Origin of the sequence: Streptomyces sp. NBC_00234 (genome assembly GCF_036195325.1) — a bacterium.
Lineage (GTDB): Bacteria > Actinomycetota > Actinomycetes > Streptomycetales > Streptomycetaceae > Streptomyces.
In genome coordinates, this window is sequence record NZ_CP108101.1 from 5,525,901 (window position 1) to 5,549,258 (window position 23,358).

Sequence of the window (23,358 nt, forward strand, 5' to 3'; positions counted from 1 at the left end):
CCGGCGGCGGTCTCCACCGGCATTGGCGGGGAATCGGTCATGCCCTTTACGACGCACCGCGATGCACTCGGGGCATCACTCCCGATCCACCGCGGCGGCACGCCAGTTGGGGACGCCGCGGGGCGTTGCCTCCCGGGTACCGTGAAGTGATCGCGCCGCAGGGGCGTCTCGGGGAGGACAGCGGATGAGTGTGCGTCAGGGGACGGACGGGGCCGGACCGCCGGTCACCGGGCCGATGAACGCGCTGACGGACGTCGCGGGGCTGCGGGTGGGCCACGCGGAGCGGACCGGGGACGGCTGGCTGACCGGCGTCACCGTGGTCCTCGCGCCCGAGGGCGGTGCGGTGGCGGCCGTCGACGTGCGCGGCGGAGGACCGGGGACCCGGGAGACCGACGCCCTGGACCCCCGCAACCTGGTGCAGCGCATCGACGCCGTGGTGCTCACCGGCGGCAGTGCCTTCGGGCTCGACGCGGCGGGCGGCGTGGCGCAGTGGCTGGAGGAGCGGGGGCGCGGCTTCCGCGTCGGGCCCGGAGCGGACCAGGTGGTCCCGGTGGTTCCCGCCGCCGCCCTCTTCGACCTCGGGCGCGGCGGGCAGTGGCGGGCCCGCCCGGGTGCGGAGCTCGGCCGCGCGGCCGTCGAAGCGGCCGACGGTACGGCGGAGGGCGCCGCGGTGCCGCAGGGCTGTGTCGGTGCGGGCACCGGCGCGGTGGCCGGCGGGGTGAAGGGCGGTGTCGGGACGGCCAGCGTGGTGCTGCCGTCCGGGGCCACCGTGGCGGCGCTGGCGGTGGTGAACGCGGCCGGCTCGCTGCTCGACCCCGGTACCGGCGTGCTCTACGGCGCCCGGACGGGACTCGGCGACGAGTTCCTGGCACGCGGGCTGCCCGCCGGTCCTCCGGACGAGGAGCGGCACACCCGGGCCGGCGAGCGGGTGGCGGCGGCCCGCGAGGAGACCCGGCGGCGGCAGGCGGGCGCGGTGCAGCCGCTCAACACCACGCTGGCCGTGGTCGCCACCGACGCGACGCTGACCCGTTCGCAGGCACAGAAGCTGGCAGGCACCGCCCACGACGGACTGGCCCGCGCGGTACGGCCGGTGCATCTGCTCACCGACGGCGACACCGTGTTCGCGCTCTCCACCGGTCGCCTGCCGCTGGTGCCCGAGAGCCCGGAGGCGTCCGGCGGCGGCAGCGACCGCTCCGGCTGGGGTGCGCACCTGGAAGCCATGGAACTCAACGCGGTGCTCGCGGCGGGGGCCGACGTCCTCACCAGGGCCGTCGTGCACGCGGCCCTGGCCGCGGAGGGCGTCGACGGCCCCGGCGGCGACTTCCCCTCGTACCGGGAGCTGTACGGCTGACCGGTCAGGAGCGGGAGCGCCGGGGTCCTGCTCCTTGTCCGGGTCCTGCTACGTGGCCGGGGTCCGTACCAGCGACAGCAGGCCGCCGAGCACCGCGAACAGGGCGAGGAACACGGCCGTGACGAGCCCGTCGACGGCGTCCTCGACCACATGGCCACCGAGGAAGAACCACACCACGGTGGCGGCGACCACGAGCAGGTGATTGCCGCGCTCCCGCAGTAGACGCATCCCGGCCCAGAGCAGCAGCGGCATGCACACCACCCCGGCGATCAGCGCCAGCACGGATTCGACGGAACCCGCGAGGATCGCGTCCGGATCGGCGTCCCGCGCTGCGGACGCCCAGTCCCTGCCCCCCGACCAGATCAGGTAGCAGACGGTGGCGGCCACCGCCGATACGCCGGCGCCCTTTACCCCACGAGCGGTACGGATTCCCGCCGTCATCGTCATACCTTCAGCCTTTCATGACACAGGCAGGGGACCTGAGTACGTGTACTCAGGTCCCCGCCCCTTCCCAGGTTCCTACAGCGTGTGTTGCAGGCTGTCGGCGTACAGTCGCGCACCCGCGATCTTCGGGTGGAACGACTTCATGGACGGTGCGATGTTGCCCGGAAGCCAGTCCGGGTCACGTGCGTCGGCCTTGGCGTGACCGGAGAGCACGATGCCGTGCACCGTCTCCGGATCACCGCAGATCGCCTTGCCGGCGAACTCGTCGCGCGGGTCGGAGAACACCGCCTTCGCCGCGTAGAGCCGGTTGGCGTCGTCGACGGCGCCCTGCATCTCGTTGGCCAGCGTGTCCGCCATGCTGTTCAGCCACGGCGCCTCCTCGGTACCGATACCGAGGACACAGCCCCCGACGCCCTCAAGGAGCTTCGGGTAGCCCATGAGCACGATCTTGGCGTTCGGCGCCTTCTTGTGGAGCTCGTTGAGCATGCCGGTCAGACGCGGCCGGATCTGCTCGTTGAGCCACTTCGGTGCCCACTGGTCCAGCGGCCCGGTCGAGCCGCCGGTGTCGCTCCCGTTGTCCGGGTTGACGGCTCCGATGGAGTTGTTGTTGCACACGGTCCCGGCCGTGACGCACTCCTTGATGATGTCGGCGAACCGGGCGTCGTTGCCGCCGATGGACAAGGTGACCAGGGTGGTGTTCTGGTCGAGGTACCCCTGCTGGATCTGGGGCAGTTCGCTGTTCTGCCCCTTGTTCAGGATGTTGTAGTGACGGGCACCGGAGCACGCGATGAACTGGTAGTCCATGATCTTGTCGCGGTCGTCGGCCATCTGCCCGATGGACTTGGCGTAGCCGGGCAGGGTGGCCTGCCGGGACCAGGCGTACTTGGACCGGTGGCAGTTGTTCTCGGTGTCCGGGTTCTGCGCGTCGTAGTAGTCGGACTCGGTGTAGTAGTCGTCGCCGCCGTTCTCGGAGGCGCCTTCACCGGAGGAGTAGGAGTCGCCCATGGCGACGACCTGGTTGGTCGGCTTGGCACCCAGCGGCTCGAAGCCGACCGAGTCCCACGCCACGTCCTCCGTGCCCTTGCCGTCCTCCGTCACGTTCGACAGCGCCACCGTCGGGGTCCCGGTGAAGTTGAAGGCGCCGAGCGACACCCACTTGTTCTCCAGCAGGCGCTGGGGCTTCACCCGCTTCGGGCTGGTGGAGTTGGTGCCGCCCACGGTGTAGGCCGCCTGACGGGTGTGTGCCCCGTGGTCGGGGATGTGCGCCCAGACCCGCATCCAGCCCCGGTCCGCCGTCCCCAGCGTCCAGGTACCGGTGGTCTTCAGCCGGGTGGCGTCCGTCGTCCCGTTCTTGTTGGTGTGGGTGAACCAGAAGTGGTTTCCGTTCCCCGCACCGATCTGATGGAGATCGATCCGGGACGAGGCCGTGCCGAAGTCGAAGTTGAACGACCCCGACGAGGCGATCGCGCCGCAGGTGCGTGTCGGGGAGCCCACAGGGGTGACGCCGTTGGCCACATCGTCGACGATCTTCGTTCCGGTGGGCAGCCCCGCCGAACACCGCGGCGGGTAGGAGTTCTCGTCCGGCTGTTCCGGATAGGTGTCGTCGAACCGGTGGAGCGGGTGCCCGCACATGGCGCTGGAGGTGCAGTTCTTCCAGGTGACGGACTTGTGGAACCAGCACTTCAGGTACAGCGGGTCCGAGCTGCTCGGGTCTCCCGGCAGCAGGCAGGGGCCGCCGCCGGTGTCGTTCGTCGCGCCGGTGCCGATCTTCGACGGGTTGCAGTCGTTGCTGCTGTCGCAGAACAGGCTGATCGGCGGCTTGGCCGTCGTGCGGTTGGCCGTGGACGTCCACCAGGCGGCCCGGTAGCCGGGCTGGAAGTCGCCGGGCTTGAACATCGCCGAGATCGGGCGTGCCGCCCAGCCGATCACCTTCTCCGAGTACGGCCAGTCCTGCGGGTGCGCGGCGTGGCTGTAGTCGTCGTAGCCGGCGTAGTCCTCCAGGAAGGGGGTGCGGTTCTCCTTCCACAGCGGGTTCGCCGGGTTGTTCGTCCAGCCCACGCCCCACTTGCCGGAGGTGGTGCCGGACGAAGCCTGCGTGTAGTAACCGCTGTTGTACGCCCAGAGGGCGAAGAACCAGTTCTCGATGTACTTCGGGTCGCCGCCGTTGATCGTCAGCCCGTCGGCCCGGGTCTGGTTCCACTTCTCGATCAGGATGTTCACGCCCGCCGCGATGTTCGCGGCGTAGTCGAGTGCGATGGCCTCCTGCTGCGCCACCGTCTTCGTCGGCTGGCCCTTGCCCGGGAGCCGCATGCCGTCGGTGACCTGCGTGACGCCGTAACCGCAGTCGGACTTGCTCCAGTTGATGAGCCAGGGGTCGGCCTGCTCACCGTCGGAGGAGTACGCGATGCCGTAGAAGTTGCCGATCAGCGGGTTGGCCGAGACGCCCGGTACCGCGTACCGGGTGGCCTGCCACATGTTCGACTCCTGCGCGGTCACGCCGAGCATCACCTGCGCCGGTACGTGCCAGTCGGCGCCGCTGCCGCCCGCCAGGGGCGTCAGGGGGAACAGCGACTGCGGCGCGTACGCCGCCATGCCGGTGTTCTTCCAGTTCGCCGGCCGGGTCACATGTTTGTTGAGCTGGCCGACGACGGCCTGGTCCACGGCCCACTCGATCTGCCGCGGGGTCGGCTGGAACGCCTGCTTCTTCACGTCGTTCCTGGGCACCGAGCACGTGCGGTCCGCGTCGATCGGCGTGGCCATCGTCGAGACCCCGCCGGACTTCGGCGCCGTGGGCAGGGCCGGGCTCGTCGCGGTCGCGGAGCGCTGGGCGCTCGCGTCGCCGATCCGGTTGCCGGGCGCGGCGTCCAGAACGGCCGTCTCGCCCGTGTCGAGTGCCTTCAGGGTGATCCGGGCGGCGCGGGGTGCTGCGGCGTCCTTCACCGAGACCCGCGAGTCCTTGCCGTCCGCCCACGCGGTGGTCACCGCGGCGGCGCCGCGGCTGGAGATCCGGGCGTCCTTGTCGATGCCGCCCGGGTTGCGCACGGCGCCGGGGAGCGCCCCCTTGCTGCGCGCCTCACCGGTGACGAACACCGCGCCCGAGGGCGTACGCGCGAGGTCGAACCGGCTCAGGGCGCCCTGGGCGAGCTGGGTGGCCCGGCCCTTTCCGTTCGCGGTCCGCAGCGTCGCCGCCGTGACCCGGGAGACGGCTGCCTGGTCGTCGGCCGAGGACGCCTTCTTGCCGCCGGGAAGGCGGTCGATGAAGGTGACACCCCCGTCGGCGTCCGGCTTGAACTGGAACGGCGGGGCGTGGGTGAGTGCGACCGTCCGCACCGTCGACCCGTCGATCTTCACGACCTGCCGGCCGCGCGCGGCGACGATCTCGCTGCCGACCGGAACCGCCGAGGTGGCCTGACCGGACACGGTCGTCCGGGCGGCCGTGCCCGTGCGGGCCGCGACCCGGACCAGCCGGGTCTGGTTCTTCTTCGAGGTGTTCTCGTCGGTGAACTGGGAGAACACCACGTCCTCGCCCGTGCCGCAGCCCGGGGAGAAGTAGGCCAGCGTGGCCTGGAAGGGCAGCTTGCGGACCTTGCCGTTGCTCAGGTCCACGATGGCGGTGAACGCGCCGCGGCTCATCAGGTCGGGCTTGTTCGTGAACGTACGGGGGGCGTACGCCACGGCCGCGTACCGGCCCGACTCCGTCAGGCAGGCGTTGCCGATCCACGTGTCCGTGTCGAAGCCCGGCTCGGACAGCGAGGCGGCGGTCTTCCACCCGTAGCCGTCCTTCTCGTCGGCCACCATCACATGGAAGCCCGAGCCGTCACCCGACGTGGTGAACGCCCGGTCCGAAGACGACCGGTAGTCCTTGCCCAGCACCTCCGCGCGCTGCTTCGCGGGGACCGAGCCGGGTCTGACCCCCGGGTCCGTCCCCTTGGCCGAGGGCGCGGCAGGTGACGACCAGCCGTTCGCCGCTCCCGGTGGCACCGCGTCCGCGTACGCCTGCGTCGTCCCGACTCCGCAGGCCACCGCGACAGCGACGACAGCGGCCACCGAAACACGCGCATGTCTTAAAACGCTGCGTCTCAAGTTCCCGTCCTTTACCTGGTGTTCGCGCCCGGAACAGGGCGCGTGACCGCACCCGGGAACCGGCACCCGCAGGCACACGAGGACAGGCTCCCTGGGGGCGGAGACCTTGATGTGAGGCGGGAGATCGTCAGACCTCGACCGCTGTTGATACGGCTCGTTCGAGCCATCGTGTCACCGCGTGCTCTTCTGACGCTCTCCTCCCTTCCGCATGTCCACGCCCTGCGCGGATGCCTCCTGTCCCTTGCGGGTCAGGTGCCGCTGGGCGGGCAGCAGGGGAGCGATCGCGGCGAGCGCCACCAGGATCACGGCCATGGCCCGGAAGGCGTTCCCGTAGCTCTCCATGAGCGTTTCGGGGGAGCCCGCGGTGCCGCCGGTGGTGAGGGTGAGCAGGACGGCGAGGCCGAACGCGCCGCCGAACTGCCGTGAGGTGTTGACCAGTCCGGACGCGGCTCCGGCCTCGGTGGGCCCGACACCGGAGGTGACCGTGAGCGTCAGTGGGGTGCTCACGAGGCCGCCGCCGAACGAGATCACCACGGCCGGCCCGAGTATGCCGCCGACGTAACCGCTGTCCGGACCGATACCGCTCTGCCACACGAAGCCCGCCGCCGCGACGAGCGCGCCGGAGGCGATCAGGACGCGGGCCTGTACGTACCGCATCAGCCACGGGGTCAGGAACAGCCCGACCAGCAGCATCACCACCGTGTGCGGCAGGAAGCCCAGACCCGTCTGCGCGGCGCTGTAGTGCAGCACCCCCTGCATGGTGAGGGTCAGGAAGTACCAGATCGGGATGTGGAAGCCCGCTCCGGCCAGCATCATCCCCACGTTGCCCCAGCCCACCCCCGGCAGCCTCAACAGGCCGCGTGGGACAAGGGGTTGGGCGGCATGCCACTTCTCGACCGCCACGAAGGCGGCGAGGGCGACGACACCGCCGGTGAGGGGCAGGGCGGTGGCGGGGTCGGTCCAGGGGTGGACACGGGCCTGGGCGATGCCGAGGGTGAGCAGGGCCGCCCCCACCGTGGCCAGCACCGCTCCGGGCAGGTCGAGCCTGACCTGCCGCGGGGGAGCGGTGCGCCCCTTGAGCAGCCGGGCGGCCAGCAGGAGCAGGGGAATCCCGATCGGCACGTTGATCAGCAGCACCCAGCGCCAGGACAGGTACTCGGTCAGGAGGCCGCCGAAGAGATTGCCCGACGCCCCGCCGGCCAGGCTGACCGCGGTCCAGATCGCGAGCGCCCTGGTCCGCCGCGGCCCCTCGGCGAACGTGGTGGTGACCATGGTCAGGGCGAGCGGGGCGAGCACGGCCGCCCCGACGCCCTTCGCCGCCCGCGCCGCGATCAGCATCGCGGGCGACGAGGCCAGCCCGCCGACCGTCCCGGCGACGACGAACACCGAGAGGCCGACGAGGAAGACGCGCCGGTGCCCGTACAGATCGCCCAGCCGACCGCCCAGGAGCAGCAGTCCGGCGAACGCCAGGGCGTAACTGCTGACGACCCACTGCAGGTTCGCCGGGTCGAAGTCGAGCTCCTTCTGCATCGAAGGTAGCGCGACGGTGATCACCGAGACGTCGAACAGAACGATGAACTGTGCCGCACACGCCAACGCGAGCGTCGACGTGGCGGTGGATCCGCCACGCATGTCCCTCCCCAGGAGCCGTTCAGCCAGGACCGTGCCGTACGTCTCTGCCGCTCTACTGCGAGAAGTCCACGCCCTGCGCGAGCGCCACCCTGCCCGAGTAGTTCACCGTGTTGGTCGCGCGGCGCATGTAGGCACGCCAGGCGTCGGAGCCGGACTCCCGGCCGCCGCCGGTCTCCTTCTCGCCGCCGAACGCGCCGCCGATCTCGGCCCCCGAGGTGCCGATGTTGACGTTGACGATGCCGCAGTCCGCGCCGTCCGCCGCGAGGAACCGCTCGGCCTCGCTCTGGTCCGCGGTGAAGATCCCGGAGGACAGCCCCTGCGGTACGTCGTTGTGCAGCCGGATCGCCTCGTCGAGGTCCCGGTAGGTGAGGACGTACAGGATGGGCGCGAAGGTCTCCTCGCGGACGACGGCGGTCTGCGCGGGCATCCGTACGAGGGCGGGCCGTACGTATCCGGCGTCCGGAGCCGCGTCGGTGAGCTGCCGCTCACCGCCGACGACCACGGTGCCACCCTCCTGGACCGCCCGGTCGAGGGACTCGCGCATCCGGGCGTGCGCCGCCTCGTTCACCAGCGGCCCGACGAGGGTGGACTCGTGGAACGGGTCGCCGACCGGAAGCCGGCGGTACGCGGCGGCGAGCCGCTCGACCACGGTGTCCACGACATCGGCGTGCACGATCAGCCTGCGGAGCGTGGTGCACCGCTGGCCTGCCGTGCCGGCCGCCGCGAACACGGCGGCGTTCAGGGTGAGATCGAGGTCGGCCGACGCGGTCACCACGGCCGCGTTGTTCCCGCCGAGTTCGAGGATGGTGCGTCCGAACCTGGCCGCCACCCGGGGGCCGACCTCGCGGCCCATCCGGGTCGAGCCGGTCGCGCTGACCAGCGGCACCAGCGGGGAGTCCACGAGCTGCGTACCGGCCTCGGCTCCGCCGAGCACGACCTGGTTGAGGTGGGCCGGGGCGCCGGTCTCGGCGATGGCGCGGTCGAGCAGCGCGGTGCAGGCCAGCGCGGTCAGCGGGGTCAGCTCGGACGGCTTCCAGATCACGGTGTCACCGCAGACCAGGGCCACCGCGGCGTTCCACGCCCACACGGCGACGGGGAAGTTGAAGGCGCTGATCACGCCGACCACGCCCAGCGGGTGCCAGGTCTCCATCAGCCGGTGGCCGGGGCGCTCGGAGGGCATGGTGCGGCCGTAGAGCTGCCGCGACAGCCCCACCGCGAAGTCGCAGATGTCGATCATCTCCTGCACCTCGCCGAGCGCTTCGGAGCGGATCTTGCCGGCTTCCACGGTGACCAGGTCGGCCACGTACTCCTTGTGCTCGGTGAGCAGTTCGCCGAGCCGCTTGACCAGCGCGCCGCGCACCGGCGCCGGGGTGGTCCGCCAGTCGAGGAACGCGGCGTGCGCCGCCTCGACGGCCCGGTCGATGTCCGCCGGGGTGTCGGCGCGCAGACCGAACAGGTCCTGGCCGGTGACCGGGGTGCGGGCGGTCAGGGCGTCGCCCTTGATCGCGGAGAGTTCGACTCCGCACCTGGCCAGGGCGTTCTCCGCCCGGACGCGTATCTCTTCGGTGCTGCTGACTGCGGTAACCATTGCCGACTCCTGGTCGATCGTGCCGGGTGCCGGCCGGTTCGCGGACGGCACCCGGAGCTTCCACTACTTCCGAGGTGTTGATCCTCGGTCCTGCAACTCCTTCAGCGCCTCCGCCAAGCAGTCGATCTCGGCCTCGGTGGTGTAGAAGTGCGACGAGACCCGGATCAGGGGCCCGTCCGGATGCTCGGCCACGGCCGACTCGATCCGGAACCGCTCCCAGAGACCGCGGCGCAGTGCGTCCGCGTCCGTATCTCCGGGCAGACGGAACGCGACCATCCCGCCGGACAGGTCGGGCGAAGCCGGCGTGGCCGGTTCCAGTCCGTACCAGCCGGTGAGGCGGTGGCGTGCGTAGTCCGTCGTCTCGCGCATACGTGAGCGGATTCTGTCGTGTCCGAGCTCCGCCTGGAAGCCGATGGCCTCCGGCAGCGTGAGCCACGGGCAGATGTCCCGCGTTCCCTCGCACTCGAGTCTGCGCAGGCGGGGGGTGCTGCCGAACCGGTCGCGCTCGTCCAACGGGCTCCCGGCCGGGGGATGGTGGGCCCAGCTCACCTGCGAGGGCCGCAGGGTCTCCTCCTGTCCCGCGCCGATGTGCAGGAATCCGACGCCGGTGGGCGCCAGCAGCCATTTGTGGCCACTGCCCGCGTAGAAGTCGCAGGGCAGCGCGGCCAGGTCCAGCGCGGTGAACGCCGGTGCGTGGGCGCCGTCGATCATGGTCGGGACGGAGCGTCGGCGGGCCTGTTCGCACAGTTCCGCGGCCGGCATCACCAGCCCGGTGGGGGAGACGACATGGCTGAAGAAGAGCAGCCGGGTCCGGGAGTCCATCGCGGCGACCGCGGCGTCGACGATCTCCTGGGGGTCACCGGGCATCTCCGGCAGCCGGAACGTCCGTACGGTCAGACCCTGTTCGCGGGCCACCCGCTCCCAGCACCACCGCATCGGCGCGTACTCGTGGTCGCTCATCAGGATCTCGCCCGGAGCGTCGAGCCGCAGCGAGGACGCCACCAGATTGACGGCCACGGTCACATTGGTGGTGAGGGCCAGGCGGTGCGGCTCGCTCCCGACGAAGGCGGCCATGGACTCGCGCGCCCGCCACAGCAGCGGCGGGACGTCGCGCAGCAGGAAGTCCATCGGCTCGTGGGCGAGCCGGCTGCGCAGAGCGGTGACGCGCTCGAAGACGCGGCGGGGCAGGGGCCCGCCCGAGCCGGTGTTCAGGTTGACGACGGTGGGGTCGAGCAGCATCTGCTCACGGGCACCGGCCCAGTCGGTATCGGCCATCTGGTGTTCTCCCGTCCATAGACAACGGACACATAAGACGGACACATAAGACAGAACAGGGGCCTGCCGACATTTCCCGAGCCGGTCCGAAATGCTTTCACGCGTTACACGCTGCAGGCGGGCCACGTCAGTGTAGGCATCATCCTGGTTCTGTCCATACCTCTTCCTGGCCACCGTTCCTTACCGGACGACACTCGTCCGAAAAGAGTGCCGCAAGAGCTTCGGGAGAGAACGTCAAGAGTTTCTGGTCCTAGAAATGGTGCGCTGACCTGGGAGTGCGCCGCGGATACGCCTCTCCGGTTTCACCGAGGACGACACTGGGAGACGCAATGTCTGTGGCAACGTCAACAACGGGTGAACAAGAAGGAATTTCCGGTTCGGGAATTCCTGATAAAGCGTCCTTGAAAGCCGGGGACGTCCATCGCGCACTTGAGCCGCACGTTCTCGTGGATGGCTACGGATTCGTTCTCGATTTGTCGGAGAGTTCGGGTAGCTGGCTCGTCGACGGCGTCACCGGAAATCGTTACCTCGATCTCTTCTCCTTCTTTGCGTCCTCGCCGCTCGGCATGAATCCCTCCTGCGTCACCGACGACGAGGCGTTCATGCGGCAGCTCGCCGCCGCGGCGGTGAACAAGCCCTCGAACCCGGACCTGTACACGATTCCGTACGCCGAGTTCGTCAGGACCTTCGCCCGGGTGCTCGGAGACCCGGCCCTGCCGCATCTCTTCTTCGTGGACGGCGGCGCGCTGGCCGTCGAGAACGCGCTCAAGGCGGCCTTCGACTGGAAGGCGCAGAAGCTGGGCCTCGACGACGACGCCGTCAACGGGCTCCAGGTGCTGCACCTGGAGCGGTCCTTCCACGGCCGTAGTGGTTACACCATGTCGCTGACGAACACCGAGGTGTCGAAGACCACCCGGTACCCCAAGTTCTCCTGGCCGCGCATCCCGTCGCCCGCGCTCCGCCACCCGCTCGCCGAGCACGCCCGGTCCAACGAGGAGGCCGAGCAGGAGGCACTGCGCGCCGCCGAGGAGGCGTTCGTCGCCGCCGACGGCATGATCGCCTGCTTCATCGCCGAACCGATCCAGGGCGAGGGCGGCGACAACCATCTCAGCGCCGGCTTCCTCCAGGCGATGGAGCGCCTCTGTCGCCGGTACGACGCACTCTTCGTCCTCGACGAGGTCCAGAGCGGCTGCGGAATCACGGGCACCGCCTGGGCCTACCAGCAACTCGGCCTGACCCCCGACCTGGTGGCCTTCGGCAAGAAGACCCAGGTCTGCGGCGTGATGGGCGGCGGCCGGATCGACGAGGTCACGGACAACGTCTTCGCCGTCTCGTCCCGGATCAGCTCGACCTGGGGCGGCAACCTCGCCGACATGGTCCGTGCCACCCGGATCCTCGAAACGATCGAGCGGACACGGCTCTTCGAGTCCGTGGGCCGCCTCGGCGCCTACCTCGGCGACGGCCTGGAAGCCATCGCCGTCAAGCACTCCGACGTCGTGACCAACGCCCGTGGCCGCGGTCTCATGCGCGCGGTCGACCTGCCCGACACCCGGGCCCGAGACGAGGTCCTGCGCCGGATGTACCAGGACCACCAGGTGATCGCCCTGCCGTGCGGCGACCGCAGTCTGCGGTTCCGCCCGCCGCTGACGATCACCGAGAGCGAGATCGACCAGGCACTGGAGGCGCTGGCGCTCAGCGTCGCAGAGCCCCTCGCCTGACGCACCACGTGTAGTCCGAAGTCCGACCTGCTGCCGCAACGACAAAAGACGGAGATCCCACCCATGACGTCAGCACGGTTCCCGGCGACCGCCGCGGAGTGGTCCGCTCGCATCGACGAAGTATCGGGCGAGCGCTGCGATCTGGAGATGCTGCTCAAGGACGAGTGGCGTAACAAGATCGCGGTACGGGACGACGACCCCGGTATTCGCGCGACGGAATTCCGGGAACTGTCCATCGGCGGACAGGACTACACCAATCTGAAGAACGCACTGGCCGACCACGACGGAGTGTCGGTCGGTGCGTTCGCACTCGTCACCCTGCACAGCGTGATGCGCGCGTACGGACACGGAAACCGTACCGTCGCGGGATTCGTCGACGCCACCGCGACGGGGAAGCTGCAACACTCCCGCATTGTTCCCGTCATAGTCGACCACATTGCGCAGTCGGAGCTCACCTGCCTCGCTGCGGTGCGGGAAATCGACGAAGCACTCCGCCAGGACGACGCGTACGCGAGTCCGGAGGCATTGCTCCAGCGCGGACTCTTCGACGCGCTGCTCGTGCTCGCGGACGGCGAGGTGCCCGCGGCCGAACTGCCGTCGTCCCCGCTCGCCATGGTCGTCCGGGACACCGGTGGGGCCCTGAGCTGGACGATCGCGTACGCGGGAGAGCTCTTCGAGGACCGGACGATCGCCGGTGTGCTCGACGTCGTACGCGAGGTGCTCGGCCAGTTCCTCGGCCGCCCCGCCCTGCTCGTCGCCGACATCGAGCTGGTGTCGCGGGAGCAGCGGGCGCAGCTCCGCGAGTGGAACGCCACCGACGGCGACTTCCCGCAGGGCAAGCGGCTCAACCACCTCTTCGAGGACGCGGTCCTGCGGTCCCCGGACAGCGAGGCCGTCGTCTTCGGGGACACCAGGCTGACGTATCGCGAGGTCAACGAACGGGCCAACCAGTTCGCGCACTGGCTGCTGGGCCCCGGGGCCGGGGTCCGCCCGGAGGAACTGGTCGGGCTCTACCTCGACAAGAGCGACCTGGGCGTCGTCGCCACCCTCGGCATCTGGAAGGCCGGCGCCGCCTACGTTCCGATCGACCCCGGATATCCGGCGGAGCGCGTCCGGTTCGCCGTACGCGACACCGGGCTCTCCGGCATCGTCACCAACCAGCGGCACGCCGCACGGCTCCGGGAGATGCTCGGCTCCGAGCACGCCGAGGTGCGCATCATCGAGGTCGAGACCGTACTGGCCGAGCAGGCCGGGGCGGGGAGCGCGGTGCTCGCCGACCCGCGGCTTCCCCTCGGCAGCGGGGACCTCGCCTATCTGACGTACACCTCCGGCACGACGGGTGTGCCGAAGGGTGTGCCCAAGTACCACGACAGTGTCGTGAACAGCATCACGGACCTCTCGGAGCGCTACGACATGCGCCGGCCCGGCGAGGAACGGGTCGCGCTCTTCGCCTCGTACGTCTTCGAACCGCATCTGCGCCAGACCCTGATCGCGCTCATCAACTCGCAGACGCTGGTGATCGTCCCGGAGCAGGTCAGGCTGGACCCGGACCGCTTCCCGGTGTTCCTGGAGGACAACGGGATCACCTATCTCAACGCCACGGGGTCGGTGATCCAGTACTTCGACCTGCGCCGATGTCCGAGTCTCAAGAAGATCCTGCTGGTCGGCGAGGAACTGACCGCGGCCGGGCTCCGTCGGCTCCGCGAGAACTTCTCCGGCCACATCATCAACGAGTACGCCTTCACCGAGGCCGCCTTCGTCACCGCCGTCAAGGAGTTCGCCCCCGGCGTCACGGAGCGCAAGGACCGCAGCATCGGCCGCCCGGTCCGCAACGTCAAGTGGTACGTGCTGAGCCAGAACCTGAAGCAGCTGCCGATCGGCGCGATCGGCGAGCTGTACATCGGCGGACGCGGGGTGGCCCCCGGCTACCTCAACCGGGACGACCTCACCGCCGAGCGCTTCACACCGAACCCCTTCCGGTCCGAGCAGGACGTGGCGAGCGGCCAGAACGCCCGCATCTACAAGACCGGCGACCTGGCGCGGCTCCTGCCCTCGGGCGAGGTCGAGTTCATGGGGCGCAGCGACTTCCAGCTGAAGCTGAACGGCGTCCGTGTCGAGCCCGGCGAGATCGAGGCGCAGGCGACCGAGTTCCCCGGCGTACGCAAGTGCGTCGTCGTGGCCCGCGAAGGGGCCGGCGGGCCCAGCGACCGCTACCTCGCCGGGTACTACCTCACCGAACCCTCGGCGGAGGTGACCGAGGACGAGCTGCTGGCCTTCCTCGAACAGCGGCTGATCCGGATCATGGTCCCGGCCCGGATGGTCCGCCTCGACAGCATTCCGGTCAACATCAACGGCAAGGTGGACTGGCGCGCCCTGCCCGAGGTGGACGCCGCCCGGCCCGGCACGGCCCCCGCACCGGCCGGCCGCGCGGCGGACCCGGCGGGCGGCGTCATCGACGAGCTCCGCGAGATCTGGAGCACCGTCCTCGGCGTGCCGGCGGCCCGCATCGGTGACGGCGACGACTTCTTCCGGCTCGGCGGCCAGAGCATCTCCTGCATCCTGCTCATCGCACGCGTACGCCGGCAGCTGGGCGTCTTCGTCGGTGTCGAGGACGTCTTCACGCTCAGGACGCTCGGCGAACTGGCCCAGCACCTCGACCTGCAGCTGGGCCAGGGACCGCGGCCGGACAGCCGGGGACCCGTCGAGGAGTCCCTGAGCGAGGGCGAGTCCCTGCGGCTCCGCGCCAACGGCCTCCAGCAGGGCCTGCTGTACCACGCACTGAAGAGCCGCAATGGCGACGACGCCTACGTCATGCAGTCGGTGCACCGCTACCGGTGCCGCATCCGGCCCGAGCAGATGAAGGAAGCGTGGCAGGACGCCCAGCGGAAGTACCCCGCGCTGCGACTGCGCTTCGAGTGGGCCGAGGAACCGCTCCAGATCATCGAGCACGACGACAAGCCCTTCGACTGGCGCTTCGTCGACCTGAGCGAGATCGCGGACTCCGGTGAGCAGGACGCCCGCATCAGGGAACTGCAGGAACGGGACCGGACCGAGCCGTACGAACCGGCCGCCGGCCGCCTGTTCCGCGTCTATCTGGTCAAGCAGCGCGAGGACCTGTTCTCGCTGATCTTCAGCTGCCACCACCTGATCATGGACGGCTGGAGCCTGCCCGTACTCCACGACGACGTCCACCGCACCTACCTCCGCCTGATCCGCGGCGCCGGGACCGAACCGGCCGTGGACCACGCGTACGTGGCGGCGCAGCGGCACTGGGAAGCGCACCGCGACGACCACGTCGACCACTGGGTCCAGCAGATCGAGCGCATCGACGAGCGCGGCGACTTCGGCGGACTGCTCAAGGAGGAGATCCGCTACCAGGTCGCGCTCAGCGACTACGACCACATCCGCGAGCACCGGACGAAGAAGCTGCGGCTCGGCGCCGACCTGACCGCCGAACTCAAGGCGCGGTGCGCGGCGAACTCCGTCACCCTGCACTCGGTGCTGCAGTTCGTCTGGCACAAGGTGCTGTACGCCATCGGCGGCGGGAACACCACGGTGGTCGGGACGATCGTCTCCGGGCGCAACCTGCACGTCGACGCCATCGAGGACTCCGTCGGCCTGTTCATCAACACGCTGCCGCTGATCGTCGACCACGACGACCAGGCGGACAAGACCGTCGGCGCCGCGATCGGCGACATCCAGGCCGCCGTGAACACCATGAACAGCAAGAGCACGGTGGAGCTCGGCCGCCTCCAGACCGGCGGGATGAAGCGCCGGCTCTTCGACACCCTGCTCGTCCTGGAGAACTACCCGCGGCTCCTGGAGGAGGCGGAGGAGCACGACGAACTCCTCCGCTTCGAGAAGGGGTACGACGCGGACAAGGTCGACTACCCGCTGGCCGTCGTGGCCCGCGAGGAGGACGACGAGCTGACGGTCACCCTCTGGTACGCGGGCGAGCTGTTCGACGACTCCACCATCGACACCCTGCTCGACGCCACGGACACCCTGTTCCAGCAGGTCGCGGACGACATCGCGCAGCCGGTCGCCGGCCTGGAACTCGTCTCCCCGGCGATGATCGAGCGCTTCGGAGAGTGGAACCGCACCGAGACCGCCTTCCCCGACGGCCAGACCCTGCACGGGGTCTTCGAGGAGATGGCGGCGGCCTGGCCCGACGAGGACGCGGTCGTCTACCGCGACCGCCGTCTGACCTACCGCGAGCTGGACGAGCGGGCGAACCGGCTGGCCCACCACCTGCGTTCGGTCGTCGAGCTCAAGCCGAACGACCTGGTCGGCCTGGTGGTCGACAAGAGCGAACTGATGATCACGGCGATCCTCGCGGTGTGGAAGACCGGGGCGGCGTACGTGCCGATCGACCCGGGCTACCCCGACGACCGGATCGCGTTCATGCTGGAGGACACCACGGCCCGCGCCGTGGTGACCAACGAGATCCACGGCGAGCGGCTGCGCACCGTGACCGCCGGAACCGGGCTGCGCGTCCTGGACATCGAGCGGCTGCCGCTGGACGACGAGCCGGCCGACCGGCCGGTCACCGCGGTGACCAGCACCGACCTGGCGTACGCGATCTACACCTCGGGCACCACCGGCAAGCCGAAGGCCGTCCTCGTGGAGCACCGGGGTGTCGTCAACCTCCAGGTCTCCGTGGCCAAGCTGTTCGGCCTGGCCAAGGAGAAGGGCGACGAGGCACTCCTGTCGTTCTCCAACTACGTCTTCGACCACTTCGTCGAGCAGATGACCGACGCGCTGCTCAACGGGCAGAAACTGGTCGTCCTCGACGACAGCATGCGCACGGACACCGAGCGGCTGTACGCCTACATCAACGACGAGCAGGTCACCTACCTCTCCGGCACACCGTCGGTGCTCTCGCTGTACGACTACGCGACCACGACCTCCCTGACCCGCATCGACGCGATCGGTGAGGACTTCACCGAGCCGGTGTTCGACAAGATCCGCGGGACGTTCGGGAAGACCATCATCAACGGCTACGGCCCGACCGAGATCTCCATCACCAGCCACAAACGGCTGTACTCGGTGGGCGAGCGGCGCGCCACCAAGAGCATCGGGCACCCGGTGGCGAACACCGTCTGCTACGTGCTCAACAAGTCGATGCAGCGGGTGCCGGTCGGCGGCATGGGCGAGCTCTACATCGGCGGCATCGGTGTCACCCGCGGCTACCTCAACCGAGACGAGCTGACGGCCGACCGCTTCGTGGACAACCCCTTCCAGACCCCGGAGGAGAAGGCCGCGGGCACCAACGCACGCGTCTACAAGACCGGCGACCTCGCCCGGTGGCTGCCCAACGGAGAGCTGGAGTGCCTGGGCCGCACCGATCTCCAGGTCAAGATCCGCGGACAGCGGGTCGAACTCGGCGAGGTCGAGGCCGCCCTGTCCTCGTACGAGGGGGTGACCCGGTCCCTGGTGATCGCCCGCGAGCACGGGGCGTCGGCGTCCGCCGCCGCGCAGAAGTACCTCGTCGGCTTCTACGTCTGCGACCGCGAGCTCGACGAGCAGGACGTGAAGCAGTGGATGCGGGCCAAGCTGCCCGAGGCCATCGTCCCCGCCCGGGTCCTGCGGATCACGGACATCCCCGTGACCCCCAGCGGAAAGCTGGACACCAAGAGGCTCCCGGAGACGGACTTCGGGACGGGTGACAGCACCGAGTACGTCGCCCCCTCCAACGACATCGAGACCAAGCTCTGCGGTATCTGGTCCACGGTGCTCGGCGTCGCCCCCGACCGCATCGGGGTGCACGAGGACTTCTTCGCCCTCGGCGGCGACAGCATCCGCGCCATGGCGCTCGCCCAGGCCATCACCACCAGCTTCGGCCGCGGCCTCGGCGTCGCCACCGTGCTCCAGCACACGACGCTGGGCGCGCAGGCGGCCCACATCCAGGAGATGGCCGCGCAGGCCGACGACGAGCCCTTCGAGCCGGCCGCCGGGCGTGCCGCCGAGGGATCGGGCGAGCCCCTGGTGTCACTCGCACAGGAACGACTGCTGTTCATCGACGAGTTCGAGGGCGGCACCGCCGCGTACAACATCCCGTTCGTCCTGCGGATCGCGACGGGCGACGGCGTCTCACCGGACACCATCGGCGAGGCCCTGCGCACCCTGCTGCGCCGCCACCCCGCCCTGCGCACCCTGCTCAGGACGGACGGCGACGGTGTCAGGCGGCAGTACACGCTGCCGGAGGCCGAGGCGGCGGCCCTCTTCCGGCCGGCCGTGCACACGGTCGGCGGCACCACGGAGCTCGACGAGCGACTGGTCGGGGCCCAGGGGTACGTGTTCCGGCTGGACGAGGAACTACCGCTCCGGGCCGACCTGTTCGAGCTGAGCACGGACCCCGGCGGCGTCTACCTGAGCCTCGTCCTGCACCACAGCTGCTTCGACGGCTGGTCCTGGAACACCTTCCGCCGGGAGCTGTCGGCCCTCCTCCGGGGCGTGCCCGGCACGGACCTCGGCACGATCCGCGGTACCTACGCGGACTTCGCCGTCTGGCAGCGCCAGTACCTCAGCGGCCGGCGGCTCTCGGAGCTGACCGCCTTCTGGACGGACGCGCTGGCCGGCTTCGAGACGACCAGACTGCCGCTGGACAGGCCGCGCCCGCCCCGCTTCGACTACCGCGGCCGGGAGATCGAGTTCGCCCTCGACGAGCCGACCACCGAGGCGCTGAAGGCCCTGGCCCAGTCGGCGAGGGTGAGCCTCTACAGCGTGCTGCTCGGCGCCTGGGGCCTGATGCTCCAGACCTACACCGGACAGCACGACTTCGTCGTGGGAACCCCCTCCGCCAACCGCGGACGCCCGGAGTTCGACCGCACCATCGGCTTCTTCGCCAACCTCCTCGCCCTGCGCGTCCGCATCGACCCGGAGGCGTCGCTCACGGAGTACGTCCACGCGGTCGGCGGGAACGTCGTCGCGGCGCAGGTGCACGGTGAGCTGCCGTTCGAGCAGCTGGTCAAGGAGCTCGACCCCGAGAAGGACCCGAGCCGCCACCCCGTCCTCCAGATCAACTTCACCCTCCAGAACGTCACGGACCGCGCCGACGGCGCCCCTGCGGCGCAGGGGCTCGCGGAACCGGTCGCGTACACACCGGACGGCGGCGGCTGGACAGCCACCAAGTTCGACCTGTCGGCCACGCTCACCGAGAGCGGCGGCGGCCTGGCAGGGAACCTGACGTACGCCGCCTCGCTCTTCGACGACGCGAGTGCCGCGGGCTTCATCGCCACCTTCCGGCAGATCCTGGCGGAGTTCGCCCGGCTGTCCCCGCTCGGAGCCCGCGCGATGCTGGCCGACGTCGAACGCCTCGACGAGACGGACCGGGCGGCCCTCCTGGCCGACGACACCACCGCGCGGGAACTCACCGCGACGCCCCCCGCCCGGACGCTCCACGCGGTGTTCGAGGAGATGGCGGCGGCCCGGCCCGACGAGGACGCGGTCGTGTGCGGCGACACGGTGCTGACCTACCGCCGGCTCAACGAGCGGGCGAACCGGCTGGCCCACTACCTGCGTTCGGTCGTCGAGCTCAGGCCGAACGACCTGGTCGGCCTGGTCCTCGACAAGAGCGAGCTGACGATCACGGCGATCCTGGCGGTGTGGAAGGCCGGGGCGGCGTACGTGCCGATCGACCCGGGCTACCCCGACGACCGGATCGCGTTCATGCTGGAGGACACCGGCGCCCGGCTGGTCGTGACCAACGAGGCCCACGGCGACCGGCTGCGCGGCCTGCCCGCGGCGGCGGGCACGCAGGTGGTCGACATCGACCGGCTGCCCATGGGCTACCGGTCCGCCGAGAACCCCGTCACGCAGGTGACCGCCGAGGACGTCGCGTACGCGATCTACACCTCGGGCACCACCGGCAGGCCCAAGGCCGTCCTCGTCCCGCACCGCGCGGTGGACAGCTTCCGGGAGCAGCTGGACGGGCGCTACTTCGGGACCGCCGAAGCCTCACCCGGCGCGCCGCGCCACGGCGTCCTGTTCCTCGCGAACTACGTCTTCGACTTCTCCGTCGAGCAGCTCGCGCTCTCGGTCCTGGCCGGGCACAAGCTCATCGTCCCGCCGGCCGCCCCCGCCCACGACGACGGCTTCTACACGTACGCGAACCGTGCCGGACTGACGTATCTGAGCGGTACGCCGACCCAGATCCAGCAGTTCGACCTCGCGCGCCTGACCCGGCTGAGCTGCGTCCTGGTCGCGGGGGAGGCGTTCCACGAGAGCCACTTCGACAAGATCCGGCGCGAGTACTCCGGGCCGCTCGTCAACGCCTACGGGACCACGGAGACGGCGGTCTACAACACCAACCGGCGCTTCGAACCGGGCGAGAGCTACCGCAACACCTTCGGCGGGCCGCTCGGGAACACCCGGCTGTACGTGCTCGGCGAGGCGATGGAACTGCTTCCCGCCGGCGCCGTCGGCGAGCTGTACGTCGCGGGCGAGTGCGTCACGCACGGGTACCTGAACAGGCCGGAGCTGACGCGGGAGCGCTTCCTGCCGAACCCGTTCCGCAGCGAGGCCGAGCACCAGGACGGCCGGTGTCCGGTCATCTACCGCACCGGCGACCTCGTCCGGCGCACCAGGGACGGCGAGATCCAGTACGTCGGACGCAACGACGACCAGGTCAAGATCAACGGCCTGCGCATCGAACTCGGCGAGGTGGAAGCGGTCCTGGCCACCTGTCCGGACGTCCGCGAGTGCGCCGTCGTCGTCACGGCCGACGAGCGCACCCCCGGCAGCAAGCGGCTGGTCGGCTACTACGTGGCGGACGGCGAAGCGAGCGTCGACGAGGACGGGATCTTCGCCACCCTGCGGGGCCGGCTCATGCCGGGCATGGTGCCGGCGCTGCTGGTGCGACTCGACCGGCCGCTGCCCATGACCATCAACGGGAAGCTCGACACCAAGGCCCTGCCGCGGCCGGGCCTCGCCGTGAAGCGCGCGGCCTACGCACCGCCGCGCAACCGCACGGAGGCGCGGCTGTGCCAGCTCTGGTCCGCGCAGCTGCCCGTCGGCTCGGTCGGCATCGACGACGACTTCTTCCGGTCGGGCGGTGACAGCATCAGCGCCCTGCACCTGGCGAGCCAGGTCCAGCGGGAAGCGGGACGCAAGGTCGGGGTCAAGGACATCTTCGACTTCCCGACCGTGCGCCGGCTCGTCGACCACGTACTCTCCGGGCCCGAAGCCGTACGGGGCACGGACGCGCACGCGGGGGAGGCGCCCGAGCAGGGCCGGCTGAGCGGCGACTGCCCGCTGCTGCCCATCCAGGAGTGGTTCTTCGCGAAGCCGCTGGCCGAGCGCGACTGGTGGAACCACAACTTCGCCGTCACCACCCCGCAGCTCGACGTGGCGAGGCTCCGCGGGGCATTGACCGGGCTCGTCGCCCACCACGACGCCTTCAGCCTCCGCTACACCGCGACCGGCGACGCGGACGTCACCCAGACGTACGGCGGCAGCCCGGACACCGTCCTGCACGAACTCGACGTGAGGAACCTGAGCGAGGAGGAGATCAGCAGGCAACTCGCCGACTGGCAGAGTGGGTTCGACCTGGCGGAGGGCCCGACCCACTGTGCGGCGTACCTCCACGGCTTCGAGGACGGCACCGCGCGGGTCTGGTTCGCCCTGCACCACCTGATCGTCGACACCGTCAGCTGGCACATCCTCGCCCAGGACCTGGAGATCCTCTACCACGGCGGGGAGCTGGAGGAGAAGACGAGCAGCTACCGGCAGTGGGCCGAGGCGCTGCGCGGCTACGTCCCCGGCGAGGACGAGCGGGCGCTCTGGGCGGAGATCACCCGGGGCATGGCCTCGGCGCCCGCCGGGGAGCTGACCGCGGCCTCGCGCGACGCGGAGACGCACCGCGAGGAGTTCGCACTCGGCGCTCCGGACACCCGGACCCTGCTCACCGAGAGCCACTGGGCGTACGACACCACCATGAACGACCTCCTGCTGACCGCCACCGGTCTCGCCCTGCGCACGGTCACCGGGCGGTCGGTGAACCACGTCACCGTCGAGGGCCACGGCCGCGAGCACTTCGAGGGAGCGCCCGACGTCCGGGACACCGTCGGATGGTTCACGACGATGTACCCGCTGGCCGTCGAGGCGGACCCGCAGGACCTCGGCCGCTCCGTCCTCGCCACGAAGGACGCCTTCCGGCGGGTTCCGCACCACGGCATCGGGTACGGAGCGCTCTTCGGCCGGTACGGCGGTGAGCGGGCGCCCCTGCCCCCGGTCAGCTTCAACTATCTGGGCCGGCTCTCCGACGAGGGGGAGCAGGCACCGGACGGAACCGCGGGCTGGCAGCTCGACTCGGCGATGTGCGGCAGCCACATCTCCGAGCGGAACCGGGGCGCGGACCAGTTCGGTGTCGACGTGACGATGAGGTGCACCGGCGGCCGTCTCGTGACGGTGGTCGACAGCAGGCTGGACGAGGCCACCACCCGGCAGTTCGCGAGCGCGCTCAAGTCGGCGCTCGAAGAGCTGGCCGCCCACACGGCGACCGTGGCACGCACCGGCACGGGCCGCACGCGGACGGACCGGCAGGCGGCCCCCGAGGACGCCTTCGACCCGTACATCCTCGTCAACGAGGAGAACGCGGAGCGCACCCTGTTCGTCTTCCCGCCCGGCGAGGGCGGGGCCGAGAGCTACCTGAGCAACATCGCCCAACGGCTGCCCGGCTACCGGCTCGTGCTGTTCAACAACGTGCATCTGCACTCGCCCATGGCCTCGTTCGAGGACCTGGCCCACTACTACCAGGAGCACATCCGGGCACTCCAGCCCTCCGGCCCGTACAGCCTCCTCGGCTGGAGCTTCGGGGGAGTCCTCTCGCTGGAGGTGTCGCTGCAACTGACACGCGCCGGCGAGAAGATCGACAACCTGCTCCTCATCGACCCGTACTTCAACGTGCGGCAGGCATCGGCCGACATCGGCCTTCCCGAGGTCGAGGACATCCTCGACCCGATCAACTACCACTACGCACCGAGCCGGGAGGACCTGGCCCGGCTGGGCGAACGCACCGGAAAACTGCTGATGTTCAAGGCGGACGAGCTCAACGAGATCGTCCGCGACGACGAACAGCGCCGGCTGTTCGCGTACTACCAGCGGTCGCCGTTCAACGGCCTGGACGCCCTGCTGCCCGCCGGGTCGATCGAGGTCCGGCCGCTGCGCGGAGAGACCCACCACTCGTGGGTGCGCAACGACCGCCTGGTCGCCGGCATGTGTGAACGCATCTCGCAATGCCTTCTCTAGAGTCCACCGAGTCCACG

The 23,358-nt window shown here is 70.2% G+C and carries 8 protein-coding genes; 3 read left to right on the forward strand and 5 right to left on the reverse strand.

The genetic code is table 11. The features are described from left to right. Positions 1 to 184: 184 nt before the first annotated feature. Positions 185 to 1,351, forward strand: coding sequence for a P1 family peptidase (locus tag OG230_RS24530; protein ID WP_328905882.1), 1,167 nt, complete (start codon positions 185 to 187; stop codon positions 1,349 to 1,351). Between the two features lie 48 nt (positions 1,352 to 1,399). On the opposite strand, the gene OG230_RS24535 is transcribed toward OG230_RS24530, so the two are convergent. From OG230_RS24535 to OG230_RS24555, 5 genes are all read right to left on the reverse strand, one after another. Further along, entirely contained in the window at positions 1,400 to 1,792 is a 393-nt protein-coding gene (locus OG230_RS24535; RefSeq protein ID WP_328905883.1) for a hypothetical protein, read from the reverse strand. A gap of 78 nt (positions 1,793 to 1,870) precedes the next feature. Further along, complete coding sequence (locus OG230_RS24540; RefSeq protein WP_328905884.1) at positions 1,871 to 5,842, reverse strand: SGNH/GDSL hydrolase family protein; 3,972 nt, start codon at positions 5,840 to 5,842, stop codon at positions 1,871 to 1,873. A gap of 207 nt (positions 5,843 to 6,049) precedes the next feature. Then, on the reverse strand, positions 6,050 to 7,510 hold the full coding sequence (locus OG230_RS24545; protein WP_328905885.1) for an MFS transporter: 1,461 nt from the start codon (positions 7,508 to 7,510) through the stop codon (positions 6,050 to 6,052). Positions 7,511 to 7,562: 52 nt separating this feature from the next. Then, positions 7,563 to 9,098 carry an L-piperidine-6-carboxylate dehydrogenase gene (amaB, locus tag OG230_RS24550; RefSeq protein WP_328905886.1) on the reverse strand — a complete coding sequence of 512 codons (1,536 nt, stop codon included), beginning with the start codon at positions 9,096 to 9,098 and terminating at the stop codon, positions 7,563 to 7,565. A gap of 63 nt (positions 9,099 to 9,161) precedes the next feature. Continuing rightward, entirely contained in the window at positions 9,162 to 10,373 is a 1,212-nt protein-coding gene (locus tag OG230_RS24555; RefSeq protein ID WP_328905887.1) for an aminotransferase class V-fold PLP-dependent enzyme, read from the reverse strand. Positions 10,374 to 10,702: 329 nt separating this feature from the next. On the opposite strand from OG230_RS24555, the gene lat reads away from it, so the two are divergent. Together lat and OG230_RS24565 are read left to right on the forward strand one after the other, a co-directional pair. Further along, positions 10,703 to 12,091 (forward strand): L-lysine 6-transaminase, encoded by a 1,389-nt coding sequence (lat, locus tag OG230_RS24560; RefSeq protein ID WP_328905888.1) that lies wholly within the window; start codon positions 10,703 to 10,705, stop codon positions 12,089 to 12,091. Between the two features lie 63 nt (positions 12,092 to 12,154). Then, positions 12,155 to 23,341: a non-ribosomal peptide synthetase gene (locus tag OG230_RS24565; RefSeq protein ID WP_328905889.1), complete on the forward strand. Its 11,187-nt coding sequence runs from the start codon at positions 12,155 to 12,157 to the stop codon at positions 23,339 to 23,341. Positions 23,342 to 23,358 lie beyond the last annotated feature (17 nt).